This is a genomic window from Pantoea sp. UYEF8, assembly GCF_040546285.1.
In the GTDB taxonomy this organism is placed as follows: Bacteria; Pseudomonadota; Gammaproteobacteria; order Enterobacterales; family Enterobacteriaceae; genus Pantoea; species Pantoea brenneri.
In genome coordinates, this window is the sequence record NZ_JBEPNM010000003.1 from 532,965 (window position 1) to 548,033 (window position 15,069).

Genomic DNA, 15,069 nt, shown 5'->3' on the forward strand with positions numbered 1-15,069 from the left:
CAAATATCACGGATGGATGCTACAATGCGCGCCATCTTAGCACAGGCAGAAGCGGAGTTTGCTGTGAGCGATTTACCGGTCAGCGCGGTGCTGCCTGACATCCTGGCGGCACTGAGCCGCGCCTCACAAATCCTGCTGGCGGCGCCGACCGGCGCGGGCAAATCAACCTGGCTGCCGCTGCAGCTATTGCAGCAGGCGGATCTGCCAGGCCGGATCATCATGCTGGAGCCGCGTCGGCTGGCGGCGCGCAACGTGGCGCAACGGCTGGCGGAGCAACTGGGTGAGCAGCCGGGGGGCACGGTCGGTTTCCGGATGCGCGGCGAAAGCTGTGTCGGGCCGCAGACCCGGCTGGAAGTGGTCACCGAAGGGATGCTGACGCGGATGCTACAGCACGATCCGATGCTGGACGGGGTTTCGCTGGTGATCCTTGATGAGTTCCACGAGCGCAGCCTGCAGGCCGATCTGGCGCTGGCGTTGCTGCTGGATGTCCAGCAGGGGCTGCGCGACGATCTGAAGATCATGCTGATGTCAGCCACGCTGGACAATGCGCGGCTGGCGGCGCTGTTGCCAGACGCGCCGCTGATCGTGTCGGAAGGGCGCAGCTATCCGGTTGAACGGCGCTACGCGTCACTGAACACAACCGTGCGTTTCGAGGAAGCCGTGGCGCGTGAAGTGGCGCAGCTGCTGCGCGATGAGTGCGGATCGTTACTGCTGTTTTTGCCCGGCGTGGCGGAGATCGAACGGGTCAGACGCGAGCTGGAATCACGCATTAGCGATGACGTCGATCTGACGCCGCTGTATGGCGCACTGCTGCTGGCGGCGCAGCGTCGGGCGATCCTTCCCGCGGCGCAAGGACGCCGGAAAGTGGTGCTCGCCACCAATATTGCCGAGACCAGCCTGACGATAGAAGGGATTCGGCTGGTGGTCGACAGTGCGCTGGAACGCAGCGCGCTGTTTGATGCCCGCAGCGGCGTGACCCGTCTGCAGACCCAGCGCATCAGCCAGGCCTCCATGACCCAGCGCGCCGGACGCGCCGGGCGTTTAATGCCGGGCATCTGTCTGCATCTGCTGCCACAGGAGCAGGCGTCTCGCGCGGCGGCACAGAGCGAGGCGGAGATCCTGCACAGTGATTTGTCATCGCTGTGGCTCGATTTGCTGCAGTGGGGCTGTACCCAGCCGCAACAGCTACAGTGGCTTGATCTGCCTCCGGCCAGACATCTGGCGGCGGCACAGCAGCAGTTAACCCGCCTTGGCGCGCTGGACAGTCATGGACTGCTCAACACGCTGGGACGGCGGATGGCAGCGCTGGGCTGCGATCCCCGGCTGGCGGCCATGCTGTGCGCCGCCGGTCAGGATGCCGATGCGGTCGCTACTGCCGCGCTGCTGGTGGCGATTCTGGAAGATCCCCCGCGCAGCGGCAGCGCCGATCTGCGCGATGCGCTGCACCGGCCGCAACCGCAGTGGCTGCGTCGGGCGCAGCAGTGGCAGCGACGGCTTAAGGTCAGCGGCGGCCGGGTGGACGACGACCGTTTTGCCGCCTTACTGGCGGTGGGCTTCGGTGATCGGCTGGCGCGCCGGCGTGACGAGAGCGGCCGCTATCAGCTGGCCAACGGCCTGGGTGCCATGCTGGATCAGCAGGATGGTCTGACGCGCAATGCGTGGCTGATCGCTCCGGCGTTGTTACAGGGCAGCACCACGCCGGATGCGCGGATGTTGCTGGCGTTGCCGGTCGACATTGAGGCGCTGTGTCAGCAGCAGCCTGCGCTGATTGAGCGGCGGACTGAAGTCGAATGGGATGAGGAGAAGGGCACCCTGCGCACCCTGCGACGTGAGCAGATTGGCGCGCTGGTGCTGAAAACCCAGCCGCTGGCCCGTCCGGAACCGGCGGTGCTGCAGGCGGCTATTCTGCGCTGGGTGGCGGAAAAGGGGCTGTCGGTGTTGGGCTGGACGCCTCAGGCGGAGCAGCTGCGCCTGCGCATCCAGTGTGCCGCGCAATGGTTGCCGGAAGAGCCTTGGCCAGCGGTCGATGACGCCGCGCTGCTCGACAGCCTGCCACAATGGTTGCTGCCGCAGATGTCCGCCGTCCGCGATCTGAAAACGCTGCAATCGGTGGACCTCGTCAACGCGCTATTACATTTACTCACATGGTCACAACACCAGCGGCTGGATAGTGCGCTGCCAACTCATTACACTGTGCCGACCGGAAGCCGGCTGCCAATCCGCTACCATGCGGACAAGCCCCCGGCACTGGCGGTGCGGATTCAGGAGATGTTTGGCGAAGCCACTAATCCCGCCGTCGCTGAAGGCCGGGTGCCGCTGGTGCTGGAGCTGTTATCGCCGGCGCAGCGCCCGTTACAGATTACCCGCGACCTGGCGGCATTCTGGCGCGGTGCATATCCGGAGGTCCGCAAAGAGATGAAAGGGCGCTATCCTAAACATCCCTGGCCAGACGATCCGGCCACCGCCTTGCCGACAAGGCGCACCAAAAAAATGTCCCCGCAAGGTTGAGGCCGCTGGATCGAATTCAGAGGGTTCTGCCATGCGGAACACCAGAAAGCAGTTAGAGTAGCGGCGCAGCCGTAAGCTATGCCTGGAGAATAAAAGCAATGTCTGGGAACGATCGCGAACCTATTGGGCGCAAAGGTAAACCGTTGCCGCCGCGCAGCAGTGCGCGCCGGGGACGCCGCAGGGATATCGAACAGGATATCGATCAGGATGATTTTAATGATGACGAGGAGGAAGCGCCGGTGCCACGTAAAGGTAAAGGTGGAAAACCGCCGCGCGGCAAACGCCGTTGGCTGGGATGGTTAATCAAGCTGTTCCTGGTGTTTGTTGTGGTGATGGCCGCATGGGGCGTCTACCTCGACTCGGAAATTCGCAGCCGGATTGACGGAAAAGTGTGGCAACTGCCCGCTACCGTCTATGGCCGTATGGTCAGCCTGGAACCGGGTATGGCCTACAACAAAAGTGAAATGGTGGCGCTGCTCGAGGGCACCCAGTACCGCGAGGTGTCACGTATCACCCGCCCTGGCGAGTTTTCGGTTAAAGGCAATACCATTGATTTGTTGCGTCGTCCGTTCGATTTCCCCGACAGTAAAGAGGGGCAGATCCACGCGCGCATGAGTTTCAGTAAGGATGAGCTGAGCGAGATTAAAAACCTCGAAACCGGCCGTGATTTTGGTTTTTTCCGCCTCGATCCGCGGTTGATTACCATGCTGCAGTCGCCAAATGGCGAACAGCGTCTGTTTGTACCGCGCGCCGGCTTCCCGGATCTGCTGGTCGATACGCTGATTGCCACCGAGGATCGCCACTTCTACGAACATGACGGCATCAGCCCCTATTCGATTGGTCGCGCTTTCCTCGCCAACATCACCGCCGGTAAAGCGGTGCAGGGCGGCAGTACCCTGACCCAGCAGCTGGTAAAAAACCTGTTCCTCACCAACGAGCGTTCGCTGTGGCGTAAAGCGCGTGAAGCCTATATGGCGGTGATCATGGATGCGCGCTACAGCAAAGATCGCATTCTGGAACTCTATCTGAACGAAGTTTATCTCGGTCAGGCCGGCAGCGATCAGATCCGCGGTTTCCCGCTGGCCAGCCTCTACTACTTTGGTCGCCCGGTTGATGAGCTGAGCCTCGATCAGCAGGCGATGCTGGTCGGCATGGTGAAAGGAGCCTCGCTCTATAACCCATGGCGTAACCCGAAACTGGCGCTGGAACGCCGCAACCTGGTGCTGCGCCTGTTGCAGCAGCAGAAAGTGATCGACCAGGAGCTGTATGACATGCTGTCGGCGCGTCCGCTGGGCGTACAGCCTAAAGGCGGAGTCATTACGCCGCAGCCAGCCTTTATGCAGATGGTGCGTAATGAGCTGCAGGCGAAGCTCGGTGACAAGGTGAAAGATCTCTCCGGCGTGAAGATTTTCACCACCCTCGATCCGGTCTCGCAGGATGCGGCAGAAAAAGCGGTAATCGACGTCATTCCGACGCTGAAAAAACAGCGTGGCCTGAAGGATCTGGAAACCGCGATGGTAGTCGTTGACCGCTTCAGCGGCGAAGTGCGCGCCATGGTCGGCGGTGCCGATCCGCAGTATGCCGGTTATAACCGTGCGCTGCAGGCGCGTCGTTCTATCGGTTCGCTGGCAAAACCGGCCACCTATCTGACCGCGCTGAGCCAGCCGAACAGCTATCGTCTTAACAGCTGGATTGCCGATGAGCCCATTGCGCTGAAACAGCCGAATGGCAGCGTCTGGAAACCGATGAACGACGATCGTCGCTTCAGCGGGAAAGTGATGCTGGTGGATGCGCTGACCAACTCGATGAACGTGCCTACGGTTAACCTGGGGATGACGCTGGGTCTGGATGCGGTTGTCGATACCTGGAACAAGCTGGGCGTGCCGAAAGAGCAGCTGCACCCGGTGCCAGCGATGCTGCTGGGGGCGTTAAACTTGACGCCGGTTGAAGTGGCGCAGGCGTTCCAGTCGATCGCCAGCGGTGGCAACCGCGCCTCGCTGTCGGCGGTGCGCTCGGTGATTGCTGAAGATGGCAGCGTGCTGTATCAGAGCTATCCGCAGGCGCAGCGCGTTGAGCCGGCTCAGGCCGCTTACCTGACGCTCTACACCATGCAGCAGGTGGCCGATCACGGTACCGCACGTGCGCTGGGCGCGCGATTCCCGAATGCACATCTGGCGGGGAAAACCGGTACCACCAACGATCTGGTCGACAGCTGGTTTGCCGGTATCGATGGCAAAGAAGTGGCGATCACCTGGGTTGGACGGGATAACAACCAGCCGACCAAACTGTACGGCGCCAGCGGGGCGATGCAGCTCTATCGTCGTTACCTCGACAACCAGGCGCCTATGCCGTTGCAGCTGACGCCACCGGAAGATGTGTCGCTGATGAATATCGACTCGGCCGGTAACTTTGTCTGCGGCACCGGCAGCAGCACCTGGCGTTCGCTGCCAGTGTGGGCGCTGGACCCGAATGCGCTGTGTCAGCAACAGCAACAACAGGTTCAGCAGCAGCAACAGCTGTTTGATCAACAGCAACAGCAGCAACAGCAGCAACAGCAGCAACAGCAGCAGCAACCTTCCCAGCAACCGCAGGAGCAGAAAGAGAGCGACGGCGTAGCGGGATGGATAAAAGATATGTTTGGTAAATAATTTTACAGACTGGTTAAAAAGGGCGCTTCGGCGCCCTTTTTTTGTGCCTGATCAATACCGGTTAATCGCGCTGCAAACGGCGTCACGCCTGGGATTTATCCTTGCAGTCGCGACATCGTTTCGCATATTATTCGACCGTTATAATAATCATTATCGTTTCGATTCGCCTGCACATCCTTCATAGCTAAGAGACACCTTTATGAATGCGCGAACGACTTCAGTTTGTTGTACTAAGAAACACTTTTACCGCCAGCCTTTGGCAATAATGATTGCGCTGGCGCTGACCAGCCTGAGCAGCAACCTGTTCGCGGAAGAGACCCTGGTGGTGTCAGCAGACGGCGGTGCTGGCGTGGCGGGCGAAAGCGCATGGGGACCTGCGCCGACCATTGCGGCGAAACAGAGTGCCACCGGCACCAAAACCGATACGCCGATTGAAAAAAATCCGCAGTCGGTTTCCGTAGTGACGCGTGAAGAGATGGAGATGCGCAACGTCACCAGCGTCAAAGGGGCGTTTAACTATACGCCTGGCGTGCTGACCGGGAACCGCGGCAGCTCAGACGTGATTGATGCGCTGTCGATTCGCGGCTTTAGCGAAACCAATACCAACCAGTATCTGGATGGCCTGAAACTGCAGGGCGATAACTACTCTGAGTTCGCTATCGATCCTTACTTCCTGGAGCGCGCGGAGCTGCTGCGCGGGCCGGTCTCGGTGCTATACGGCAAGAGCAACCCTGGCGGGGTCGTCGCGCTGGTCAGCAAGCGGCCGGTGCAGGAAACGCTGCGTGAAGTTCAGTTCCAGATGGGTAACGATAACCTGTTCTCGACCGGCTTTGACTTTGGTGGCGCGCTGGATGATGACGGCGTCTACAGCTACCGTCTGACCGGCCAGGCGCGCAGTCAGGATGCGCAGCAGGCGATGAACAAAGAGAAGCGTTACACCCTCGCCCCGGCATTCAGCTGGCGTCCGGATGATCGCACCCGCGTTGATCTGCTGACCTATTTCCAGAACGAGCCTGAAACCGGCTATTACGGCTGGCTGCCGCGTCAGGGCACGGTGGTGCCGATTACCCGTGGCGACGGCAGCGAGTACAAACTGCCGACCAATTTTGATGAAGGCGAACAGAGCAATAAGATTTCGCGTAACACCAAAATGGTCGGCTATAACGCTGAGCACAGCTTTAACGATACCTGGACGGTGCGCCAGAACCTGCGCTATGCCGACCTGCGTACCGATTACCGCAGTATTTATGGCAACGGTTTCCTGCCGGAAACCCAGCAAATCACGCGCGGTTCGGCGGTCTCTGAAGAGAAGCTCAATCAGTTTGCGGTCGATACCCAGGCGCAGGCGAAATTCGCCACCGGCCAGCTCGATCATACGCTGTTGCTGGGGGTGGACTTCCAGCGGACCCGTAACGATATTGATGCCCAGTTTGGTATGGCTTCCAGTCTGAATGCGGTCAATCCGCAATATGGCAACGACAGCGTGACGCCCTATGACCAGCCTTATCAACATCTGGATAAGCAGCGTCAGACCGGTTTATATCTGCAGGATCAGATGGAGTGGGATCGCTGGGTACTGACCCTTGGCGGCCGCTATGATTACGCCATGAACTCCGTCTACGATCGGGTGGCGAATAGTGTCGATCGGCAAAACGATCAGGCCTTCACCTGGCGCGGCGGCCTGAATTATGTGTTCGATAACGGCATCGCGCCTTACTTCAGCTACAGCGAAGCCTTTATTCCTAATGCCGGTTCAACGTTAAACGGCGAAGCCTTTGACCCGTCGCGGGCTAAGCAGTATGAAGCTGGCGTGAAATACGTACCGAAAGATCGTCCGGTCGTGCTCACCGCCGCGGTTTATCAGCTGACCAAAACCAAAAACCTGACCGCCGATCCTGACAACGTTCTCTTTAGCGTACAGGGTGGTGAAATCCGGTCGCGCGGTGTCGAACTGGAAGCCAAAGCGGCGCTCAACGCTAACGTCAACCTGACCGCGTCATACACCTACACTGATGCGGAATATACCGAAGACACGTTGCTGAAAGGCAAAACGCCGGTACAGGTACCGAAGCATATGGCCTCCTTGTGGAGTGATTACACCTTCCACGAAACCGCCCTGTCAGGGGTGACAATCGGCGCCGGAGTTCGTTACGTGGGGGAAAGCCAGGGGCTGTATGCTGAGACCCCAGCTAATAGCGCTGCTGGACTCTCGAACCAGAACTTTAAGGTTGCCGGTTACACCACGGTCGACGCCGCGCTGAAATATGATCTCGCTCGCTTCGGTTTGCCCGGTTCGTCAGTCGGCGTCAACGTCAACAACCTGTTTGACCGCGAGTATGTTGCCAGCTGCTATCGTGACTACGCCTGTTACTGGGGCGCGGAACGCCAGATTGTCGGCACCGCCACCTTCAGATTTTGATTTAGCCGGGCGCTGCGGCGCCCGTTCACAGGGATTACCATGTCGTATCCGCACGCAGAAGACGTGACCTTTGCCCTGGATAACGCCAGCTTCCAGGTGCCGGGCCGTACCCTCCTTCAACCGCTGTCGCTGACCTTTCCGCCAGGCAAGGTCACCGCGCTGATCGGCCATAACGGCTCAGGCAAATCGACGCTGCTGAAAATGCTGGGTCGGCATCATCGCGCCAGCGCCGGACAGGTGCTGCTCAACCAGCAGCCGGTTGATCGCTGGAACAGCAAGGCCTTTGCCCGTCAGGTCGCCTATCTGCCGCAACAGTTGCCCGCCGCGGAAGGGATGACGGTTCGCGAGCTGGTGGCGATTGGTCGTTACCCGTGGCACGGTGCGCTGGGGCGCTTTGGTCAGGAAGATCGCGATCGGGTGGATGACGCCATCGCACGGGTCGGACTGAACGCGTTTGCCGGGCGTCTGGTCGACAGCCTGTCGGGCGGCGAGCGTCAGCGCGCCTGGCTGGCGATGATGGTGGCGCAGAACAGCCGCTGTCTGTTGCTGGATGAGCCGACTTCCGCGCTGGATATCGCCCATCAGGTTGAGGTGCTGGCGCTGATTCAGACGCTAAGCCGTGAGCGTGGGCTGACCGTCATCGCGGTGCTGCACGATATCAACATGGCGGCGCGCTACTGCGATCATCTGGTGGCGCTGCGTCAGGGTGCACTGATCGCCGAAGGCGGGCCAGAGACGATGATGCAGGCTGAGGTGCTCGGGACGATATATGGCATCCCGATGGGCATTTTACCGCACCCGCAGGGCGGTGCCCCGGTCAGTTTTGTCTACTAAGGATGGCTTCATGCCCGATCTGTTACGCCGTCGGCTGATGCTGGCACTGGCGGCTGCCCCGTTGCTCCGCAGCCTGCCGCTGCAGGCCGCCACGCCCGACCTGTCGCGCATTATTGCCCTGGAGTGGTTACCCACCGAACTGCTGCTGGCGCTTGGCGTTACGCCCTATGGGGTCGCGGATCTCCACAATTACAACATCTGGGTCGGTGAGCCGTCACTGCCCGCCGGTGTGGTTGACGTCGGCCTGCGCACCGAACCGAACCTTGAGCTGATGGCGCAGATGCAGCCTTCGCTGATCCTCTGCTCCAATGGCTACGGCCCTTCAAAAGAGAAACTGATGCGCATCGCGCCGATTATGGGGTTCGACCTCAACAGCGGTGATGGTAAACCGTTCAGCACCGCGCGCGCCTCGTTACGTCAGCTGGCTGCGCAGCTGGGGCTGAGCCGCAGGGCAGAGCAGCACCTGCGCGCGGTCGACAGCGAGCTGGCCGCAGCGCGTCAGCGTCTGGCACCTTACGCCGGGCGGACGCTGCTGCTGATGTCGCTGCTCGACAGCCGTCATGCTATCACCTTCGGTAAAAACAGCCTGTTTCTTGAAATCATGACCCTGCTGGGCCTGAAGAATGGCTGGCAGGGCGAAACTAACTTCTGGGGCAGTGCGGTGGTTGGGATCGAACAACTGGCCCCGCTGGGCGATGTGGATGTCATCTGCTTTGATCATGATAACGAGGCAGATATGCAGCAGCTGATGCGCAGCCCGCTGTGGCAGTCGCTGCCGTTTGTGCGTGCCGGACGCTTTCAGCGCGTACCGGCGGTCTGGTATTACGGTGCGACGCTGTCGGCACTGCACTTTGTTCGCGTGCTGGAACGCGCGCTGGAGACGCACTGATGCGCCATGCTCTGTTCCCTGCGGCGCTGCTCAGCCTGCTGTTTCTGCTGGCGCTTGGCCTGACGCTGGTTAACCTGCAGCAGGCGTTACCGCTGGCGCAGTGGTCACAGGCGCTGTGGTCGCCTGCCACCGATAACGTATCGCAGATGGTATTTCACTACAGCCTGCTGCCAAGGCTGGTGCTGGCACTGCAGGTGGGTGCCGGGCTGGGATTAGCCGGCTTGCTGTTTCAGCAGGTGCTGCGTAATCCGCTGGCCGAACCGACCACGCTGGGCGTCTCCTCTGGCGCACAGCTCGGCATCACCGTGGCGACCTTGTGGCAGTTGCCCGGCGGCGCGGTGACCCAGCAGTTTGCTGCCCTGATCGGGGCGGTGGTGGTTGGCGTGCTGGTGTTTGGCGTGGCGTGGCGCAAACGTCTGTCGCCGGTCACCCTGATTCTGGCTGGCCTGGTGCTGAGTCTCTACAGCGGCGCGGTGAACCAGATTTTCGCCATCTTCAATCACGACCAGTTGCAGAACATGTTCCTGTGGAGCACCGGTGCGCTGAATCAGATGAGCTGGGAAAACGTGCTGCAACTCTGGCCGCGTCTGCTGCTGGCGCTGTTGCTGACGCTGGCACTGCTGCGTCCGCTGACGCTGATGGGGCTGGATGATGGCGTGGCAAAAAATCTGGGACTGGCGCTGTCGCTGGCGCGAATTGGCGGCCTGACCCTGGCGATCCTGCTCAGCGCACAACTGGTTAATGCCGCCGGTATTATCGGCTTTATCGGGCTGTTTGCGCCGCTGCTGGCGAAGCTGCTGGGTGGCCGGCGGTTACTCAGCCGCATGCTGCTGGCACCGTTGATCGGCGCGCTACTGCTGTGGCTGGCGGATGGGTGCGTGCAGTGGCTAAGCGTTCACTGGCGCGAGATTCCGACCGGTACCGCCACCGCGCTGCTGGGGGTGCCGATTCTGCTGTGGCTGCTGCCGCGGCTGCGTACCGGTTCGGTGCCACCGGCGCTGGATCAGGGGGATAACGTTCCGGCCGAGCGCCAGCATCTGCTGCGCTGGGTGCTGACTGGCCTGCTGGCGCTGGCGCTGCTGGCGTGGGGCGGCCTGGCGTTTGGCCGCAATGCCCAGGGCTGGATCTGGTCTGCGGGCGATATGCTCCATCAGCTGCTGCCGTGGCGCGCGCCGCGGGTACTGGCCGCGCTGGTGACCGGCCTGATGCTGGGCGTAGCGGGCAGCTTGATCCAGCGGCTGACCGGCAATCCGATGGCCAGCCCGGAAGTGCTTGGCATCAGTTCCGGTGCCGCCTGTGGTGTGGTGGTGATGATGTTCCTGGTGCCCGGCGATGCGCTGATGTGGCTGCTGCCAGCCGGCGCAATCGGCGCGGCGCTGACCCTGATGGTGATTATGCTGGTGGCCAGCCGTGGCGGTTTTTCACCGGAGCGGATGCTGCTGGCGGGGATGGCGCTGAACAGCGCGTTTGTCACGCTGCTGATGCTGCTGCTGGCCAGTGGCGATCCGCGCATGGGCGGCCTGCTGAGCTGGATCTCCGGCTCAACCTACAATATCAGTGCCAGCCAGGCGATACAGAGCGCTGGCTGCGCGCTGCTGCTGGTGGCGCTGGCTCCGCTGGCCAGCCGCTGGCTGACGCTGCTGCCGCTCGGCAGTGCCACGGCACGCTCAGCTGGCATGGCGTTAACCCCGGCCCGCCTCAGCCTGCTGCTGTTGGCAGCCGCGCTGACGGCCAGCGCCACGCTGACCATCGGCCCGCTGAGTTTTGTCGGATTGATGGCACCACATATGGCACGGATGCTGGGCTTCCGTCGGGCATTACCGCAGTTGCTGCTGTCAGGCTTGCTTGGGGCGGGACTGATGGTGCTGGCGGACTGGTGCGGGCGGATGCTGGCGTTTCCGGATCAGATTCCGGCCGGGCTGATGGCGACCTTTCTCGGCGCGCCTTACTTCATCTGGCTGCTGCGACGTTCAGGCTAAAAAAGACCGGCCTCAGCCGGTCTTATACCCATTTTACAGCTTCGCGAAGCAACGACGTGCGGCGTCGATGGTGCGCTGAATATCTTCCTCGCTGTGGGCCAGCGACATAAAGCCAGCCTCAAAGGCCGACGGAGCAAAGTAGACGCCTTCTTCCAGCATCAGGTGGAAGAAAGTTTTGAAACGCTCAACATCACAGCGGGTCACGTCGGCGTAACAGGTCACGCTGTCAGCATCGGTGAAGAACAGGCCAAACATCCCGCCAACGTGGTTGACCACCAGCGGAATATTTTGCTGCTGCGCCGCATCACGCAGGCCAGTCGCCAGTTTGCGGGTCAGGGCATCCAGCGTCTGATGGGTGCCGGGCTGCGCTATCTGGGTCAGACAGGCATAACCGGCTGCCATGGCGATCGGGTTGCCCGACAGCGTGCCAGCCTGATAGACCGGACCGGTCGGAGCCAGCGCCGCCATCACCTCACGACGACCGCCAAACGCGCCAACCGGCATACCGCCACCGATGATCTTACCGAGGCAGGTCAGGTCAGGACGGACGTTGTAATACTCCTGCGCACCGCCCAGCGCCACGCGGAAGCCGGTCATCACTTCATCAATGATCAACAGCGCGCCAAACTCATCACACAGCGCCCGCAGGCCCGGCAGGAAGTCTGGCTGCGGCGGAATGCAGTTCATGTTGCCGGCCACCGGCTCAACGATGATCGCGGCGATAGCCTCCGGGTATTGTTCAAAGGCGGCGCGGACCGAATCGAGATCGTTGTAGGTGCAGGTCAGGGTATGCTTAGCGAAATCGGCCGGGACGCCTGGCGAATTGGGCTGGCCGAGGGTTAATGCGCCCGAACCCGCTTTGACCAGCAGATGATCGGCGTGACCGTGGTAGCAGCCTTCAAATTTGATAATTTTATCGCGGCCGGTAAAGCCACGCGCCAGACGAATGGCGCTCATGGTGGCTTCGGTACCGGAGTTGACCATGCGCACCATCTCCATGCTCGGCACCAGTTCGCACACCAGTTGCGCCATGGTGACTTCCATCTCCGTTGGTGCGCCAAAGCTCAGACCGCGCTCAGCGGCCTCAATCACCGCGTTGCGAATCCCGGCGTTATTGTGCCCCAGCACCATCGGGCCCCATGATCCGACATAATCAATGTAGGCTTTGCCATCGGCGTCATACAGGTAGGCACCGTTGGCGTGTTCGATAAACAGCGGAACGCCGCCCACACCGGTAAATGCGCGTACCGGCGAGTTTACGCCACCCGGAATCAGGCGTTGTGCCTCGGCAAACAGTTGTTCGGACTTACTCATTTTCGGCTCCAGCGGTTCATAAAAATATCGCGCCATTCTACGGAAGAGGCGCAGCAGACGAAAGCCGGTTTCACCAGCCGCTATACTTAACCTTAGTGAAAGCGGCACAGAGTGCGAAGGGCAGAGCTTGATTGCGCTGAGGTGCTGGCAGATAATAGCGGTATTAAGGTCGTTTTCTGACCTGGACGTTTAGCGGAGTAAAACATGAGTGATGATGTAGCAGCACTGCCGTTGCAGTTTACCGACGCAGCAGCCACCAAGGTGAAGAACCTGATTGCCGACGAAGAGAACCCGGCGCTGAAATTACGCGTTTATATCACCGGCGGGGGTTGCAGCGGCTTCCAGTACGGTTTTACTTTTGATGACCAGATGAATGACGGCGATATGACCATTGAGAAGCAGGGCGTCTCGCTGGTTGTCGATCCGATGAGCCTGCAGTATCTGGTGGGCGGCTCGGTGGACTACACCGAAGGGCTGGAAGGATCGCGTTTTATCGTCACTAACCCGAACGCGAAAACCACCTGCGGCTGTGGTTCTTCTTTCAGTATCTGATGACGCAGGCCGTCTTCCTGACGGCCTCGTTTACCACTCTATCGTTACCAGCTGATGGTTCCGTCTCTGATTCCCCTCTGATTGAATGACACTGCGTGTCACCCGCGGTTGCGCGCTTGCCTGTCTGCCGCAATCGATCTGCGGCACAGCCTGCGCATCAGGACTGTGAATTTCACAGCGTGAAAAGATGACAAGCCTGACGCCAATAGAGCCGGTGACCGATCCCGCCAGCGTGTACGCCGGGATCAGCAGCCCCATCGCCAGTAGCAGTGCTCTGGTCATGTAAAGTTCCTGGTGTTGTTCAAAAAGCGCTAAGCGCTAAAAAGGACGGCGAGCATACGTGGCGCGCGCGTCTCATATCTTGATTAACGGCAAAAAAGGCTGTTTCTTTAATCGATTAGTTGGATTTTTGTGCGGGATGCAGCGCAGCGCACAGCTGTTTTGCCGCCAGTAACAGGCGCGGGCCGGGACGGCTGAGCCAGTCATCATTAATCGCAATCACCGGCACGCTGAGCTGCGGTTGCCAGTAGGTCCGGACGTTGTCAGCCTGGTGGTCACTGCCGCCGATCACAATCGCCTGCGGGTGCCGCATCAGTACCTGTTCACGGCTGACCTGCGGCCAGCTGACCCGGCTGTCGGCAAAGATATTCCTGCCGCCACACAGTTCAATGATCTCATTCTGTAAGGTCGATTTTGCGGCGGTAAACAGCGGCTGCTGACCAAACTGTAAAAACAGCGGCACCACCGGCAGGTGAGCGTAGCGCTGGCGCAGTGCGGCCTGCTGCTGACGCAACTGCTGCGCGGCCTTAACTGCCTGTTCAGGATGCGGACTCCACTGCGCCAGTTTTTCCAGTGTGGCAATCATCTGATCCAGCGTGACCGGATCGATCCATTCGATTTTCAACCCGAGCTGCTGCAGCTGGTCGATCTGTCGCTGCGGATTGCCGCCACGCCAGGCTAATACCAGATCCGGCTTCAGTTGCAGAATACGCTCGAGGTTAATCCCCTGCCAGTTGGCTACCTGCTCAATCGGTTTCGCCTGCGGCGGATAGTCGGACCAGGCGCTGACCGCAATCGGCGTAATGCCGGCGGCGAAGGCGAGTTCAGTCAGATGGGGCGCGAGGGTGATAACGCGCGGAGGGGAAGCCAGCAGGCTGCCGCTGATCAGCAGCAGCCAGCAGAACAGCAGAGTTTTAGCCACGCGCCAGACGCGCCAGCAGGTTCTCCACCATCAGCGACGACTGCTTAGCCGCGACGCTGAGGAACTCATCAAAGCTCAGATGCGAGGCCTGATCAGCGACGTCAGAAATGGCACGAACCACCACAAAAGGCACCTGGAACTGGTGGCAGACGTGACCGATAGCTGCGGCCTCCATTTCCACGGCAATAGCCTGTGGAAACTGCTGACGAATGCGCGCCAGCGGCTCGGCGCCGTTGATAAAGGCGTCTCCGCTCACCACCAGACCACGCACCGCATTCAGATCGAGCTGCTTAATGCAGGCTTCGGCTGCTGCAATCAAACCCCTGTCGGCAACAAAGGCTGCCGGGCAGCCTGCCATCTGACCGGGCTCATAGCCAAAAGCCGTGACGTCGGCATCGTGATAGCGCACTTCTTCTGATACCACGATATCGCCCACGCTCAGCGAAGCCGCTAAGCCGCCAGCCGAACCGGTGTTGATCACCACGTCTGGCTTACACAGTTGCAGCAGCAGGGTGGTACCCAGCGCGGCGGAGGTTTTGCCAATGCCCGATTTCAACAGCGCAACTTCAACGCCATTCAGGGTGCCGGTATAAATTTCACAGCCAGCCAGCGATAAAGTTTGACGGTTTTCGATTTTGTCGCGCAGCAGGGTAACTTCCTGCTCCATCGCACCAATAATGCCTGCTTTCATAGTGAGTCCCGCTAATGTAAAAAGTCATAATTTA

Annotated in this window: 11 protein-coding genes; 7 read left to right on the top strand and 4 right to left on the bottom strand. The window is 60.4% G+C overall.

The genetic code is table 11. The features are described 5' to 3' along the window. Positions 1 to 24: 24 nt before the first annotated feature. The 6 genes from hrpB to fhuB all read left to right on the top strand — a co-directional run bounded on the left by hrpB (position 25) and on the right by fhuB (position 11,277). Complete coding sequence (hrpB, locus tag ABIB18_RS08725; protein ID WP_354473982.1) at positions 25 to 2,508, top strand: ATP-dependent helicase HrpB; 2,484 nt, start codon at positions 25 to 27, stop codon at positions 2,506 to 2,508. A 98-nt stretch (positions 2,509 to 2,606) separates the two neighbouring features. Beyond that, complete coding sequence (gene mrcB / locus ABIB18_RS08730; RefSeq protein ID WP_354473983.1) at positions 2,607 to 5,156, top strand: bifunctional glycosyl transferase/transpeptidase; 2,550 nt, start codon at positions 2,607 to 2,609, stop codon at positions 5,154 to 5,156. 199 nt (positions 5,157 to 5,355) lie between these two features. After that, on the top strand, positions 5,356 to 7,575 hold the full coding sequence (fhuA, locus tag ABIB18_RS08735; RefSeq protein ID WP_354473984.1) for a ferrichrome porin FhuA: 2,220 nt from the start codon (positions 5,356 to 5,358) through the stop codon (positions 7,573 to 7,575). 39 nt (positions 7,576 to 7,614) lie between these two features. Continuing rightward, positions 7,615 to 8,409: a Fe3+-hydroxamate ABC transporter ATP-binding protein FhuC gene (gene fhuC / locus ABIB18_RS08740; RefSeq protein ID WP_031374708.1), complete on the top strand. Its 795-nt coding sequence runs from the start codon at positions 7,615 to 7,617 to the stop codon at positions 8,407 to 8,409. Between the two features lie 10 nt (positions 8,410 to 8,419). Beyond that, complete coding sequence (gene fhuD, locus ABIB18_RS08745) at positions 8,420 to 9,298, top strand: Fe(3+)-hydroxamate ABC transporter substrate-binding protein FhuD (RefSeq protein WP_046289204.1); 879 nt, start codon at positions 8,420 to 8,422, stop codon at positions 9,296 to 9,298. Further along, the gene (fhuB, locus tag ABIB18_RS08750; RefSeq protein WP_094106274.1) at positions 9,298 to 11,277 is read left to right on the top strand and encodes a Fe(3+)-hydroxamate ABC transporter permease FhuB; all 1,980 of its coding nucleotides are present in this window, start codon (positions 9,298 to 9,300) and stop codon (positions 11,275 to 11,277) included. The genes fhuD and fhuB overlap by 1 nt, the downstream gene beginning before the upstream one ends. Positions 11,278 to 11,310: 33 nt before the next feature. Here the strand turns inward: fhuB and hemL are convergent, their stop codons facing one another. Then, positions 11,311 to 12,591 (bottom strand): glutamate-1-semialdehyde 2,1-aminomutase, encoded by a 1,281-nt coding sequence (gene hemL / locus ABIB18_RS08755; RefSeq protein WP_046289220.1) that lies wholly within the window; start codon positions 12,589 to 12,591, stop codon positions 11,311 to 11,313. Positions 12,592 to 12,795: 204 nt separating this feature from the next. On the opposite strand from hemL, the gene erpA reads away from it, so the two are divergent. Next, entirely contained in the window at positions 12,796 to 13,143 is a 348-nt protein-coding gene (erpA, locus tag ABIB18_RS08760; protein ID WP_031375266.1) for an iron-sulfur cluster insertion protein ErpA, read from the top strand. Positions 13,144 to 13,173: 30 nt separating this feature from the next. Here the strand turns inward: erpA and ABIB18_RS08765 are convergent, their stop codons facing one another. The 3 genes from ABIB18_RS08765 to mtnN form a co-directional block, all read right to left on the bottom strand. After that, positions 13,174 to 13,425 carry a hypothetical protein gene (locus ABIB18_RS08765; RefSeq protein WP_031375267.1) on the bottom strand — a complete coding sequence of 84 codons (252 nt, stop codon included), beginning with the start codon at positions 13,423 to 13,425 and terminating at the stop codon, positions 13,174 to 13,176. Positions 13,426 to 13,540: 115 nt separating this feature from the next. Continuing rightward, positions 13,541 to 14,344, bottom strand: a complete 804-nt coding sequence (gene btuF, locus ABIB18_RS08770) for a vitamin B12 ABC transporter substrate-binding protein BtuF (protein WP_316553879.1) — start codon at positions 14,342 to 14,344, stop codon at positions 13,541 to 13,543. Continuing rightward, positions 14,337 to 15,035: a 5'-methylthioadenosine/S-adenosylhomocysteine nucleosidase gene (gene mtnN / locus ABIB18_RS08775; protein ID WP_031375269.1), complete on the bottom strand. Its 699-nt coding sequence runs from the start codon at positions 15,033 to 15,035 to the stop codon at positions 14,337 to 14,339. The genes btuF and mtnN overlap by 8 nt, the downstream gene beginning before the upstream one ends. Between the last annotated feature and the right edge of the window lie 34 nt (positions 15,036 to 15,069).

Coding starts and splice junctions, on each gene's coding strand:
- fhuC (WP_031374708.1), top strand. CDS start 7,615: ATGTCGTATCCGCACGCAGAAGACGTGACCTTTGCCCTGGATAACGCC.
- erpA (WP_031375266.1), top strand. CDS start 12,796: ATGAGTGATGATGTAGCAGCACTGCCGTTGCAGTTTACCGACGCAGCA.
- ABIB18_RS08765 (WP_031375267.1), bottom strand. CDS start 13,425: ATGACCAGAGCACTGCTACTGGCGATGGGGCTGCTGATCCCGGCGTAC.
- fhuA (WP_354473984.1), top strand. CDS start 5,356: ATGAATGCGCGAACGACTTCAGTTTGTTGTACTAAGAAACACTTTTAC.
- mrcB (WP_354473983.1), top strand. CDS start 2,607: ATGTCTGGGAACGATCGCGAACCTATTGGGCGCAAAGGTAAACCGTTG.
- fhuB (WP_094106274.1), top strand. CDS start 9,298: ATGCGCCATGCTCTGTTCCCTGCGGCGCTGCTCAGCCTGCTGTTTCTG.
- hrpB (WP_354473982.1), top strand. CDS start 25: ATGCGCGCCATCTTAGCACAGGCAGAAGCGGAGTTTGCTGTGAGCGAT.
- mtnN (WP_031375269.1), bottom strand. CDS start 15,035: ATGAAAGCAGGCATTATTGGTGCGATGGAGCAGGAAGTTACCCTGCTG.
- fhuD (WP_046289204.1), top strand. CDS start 8,420: ATGCCCGATCTGTTACGCCGTCGGCTGATGCTGGCACTGGCGGCTGCC.
- hemL (WP_046289220.1), bottom strand. CDS start 12,591: ATGAGTAAGTCCGAACAACTGTTTGCCGAGGCACAACGCCTGATTCCG.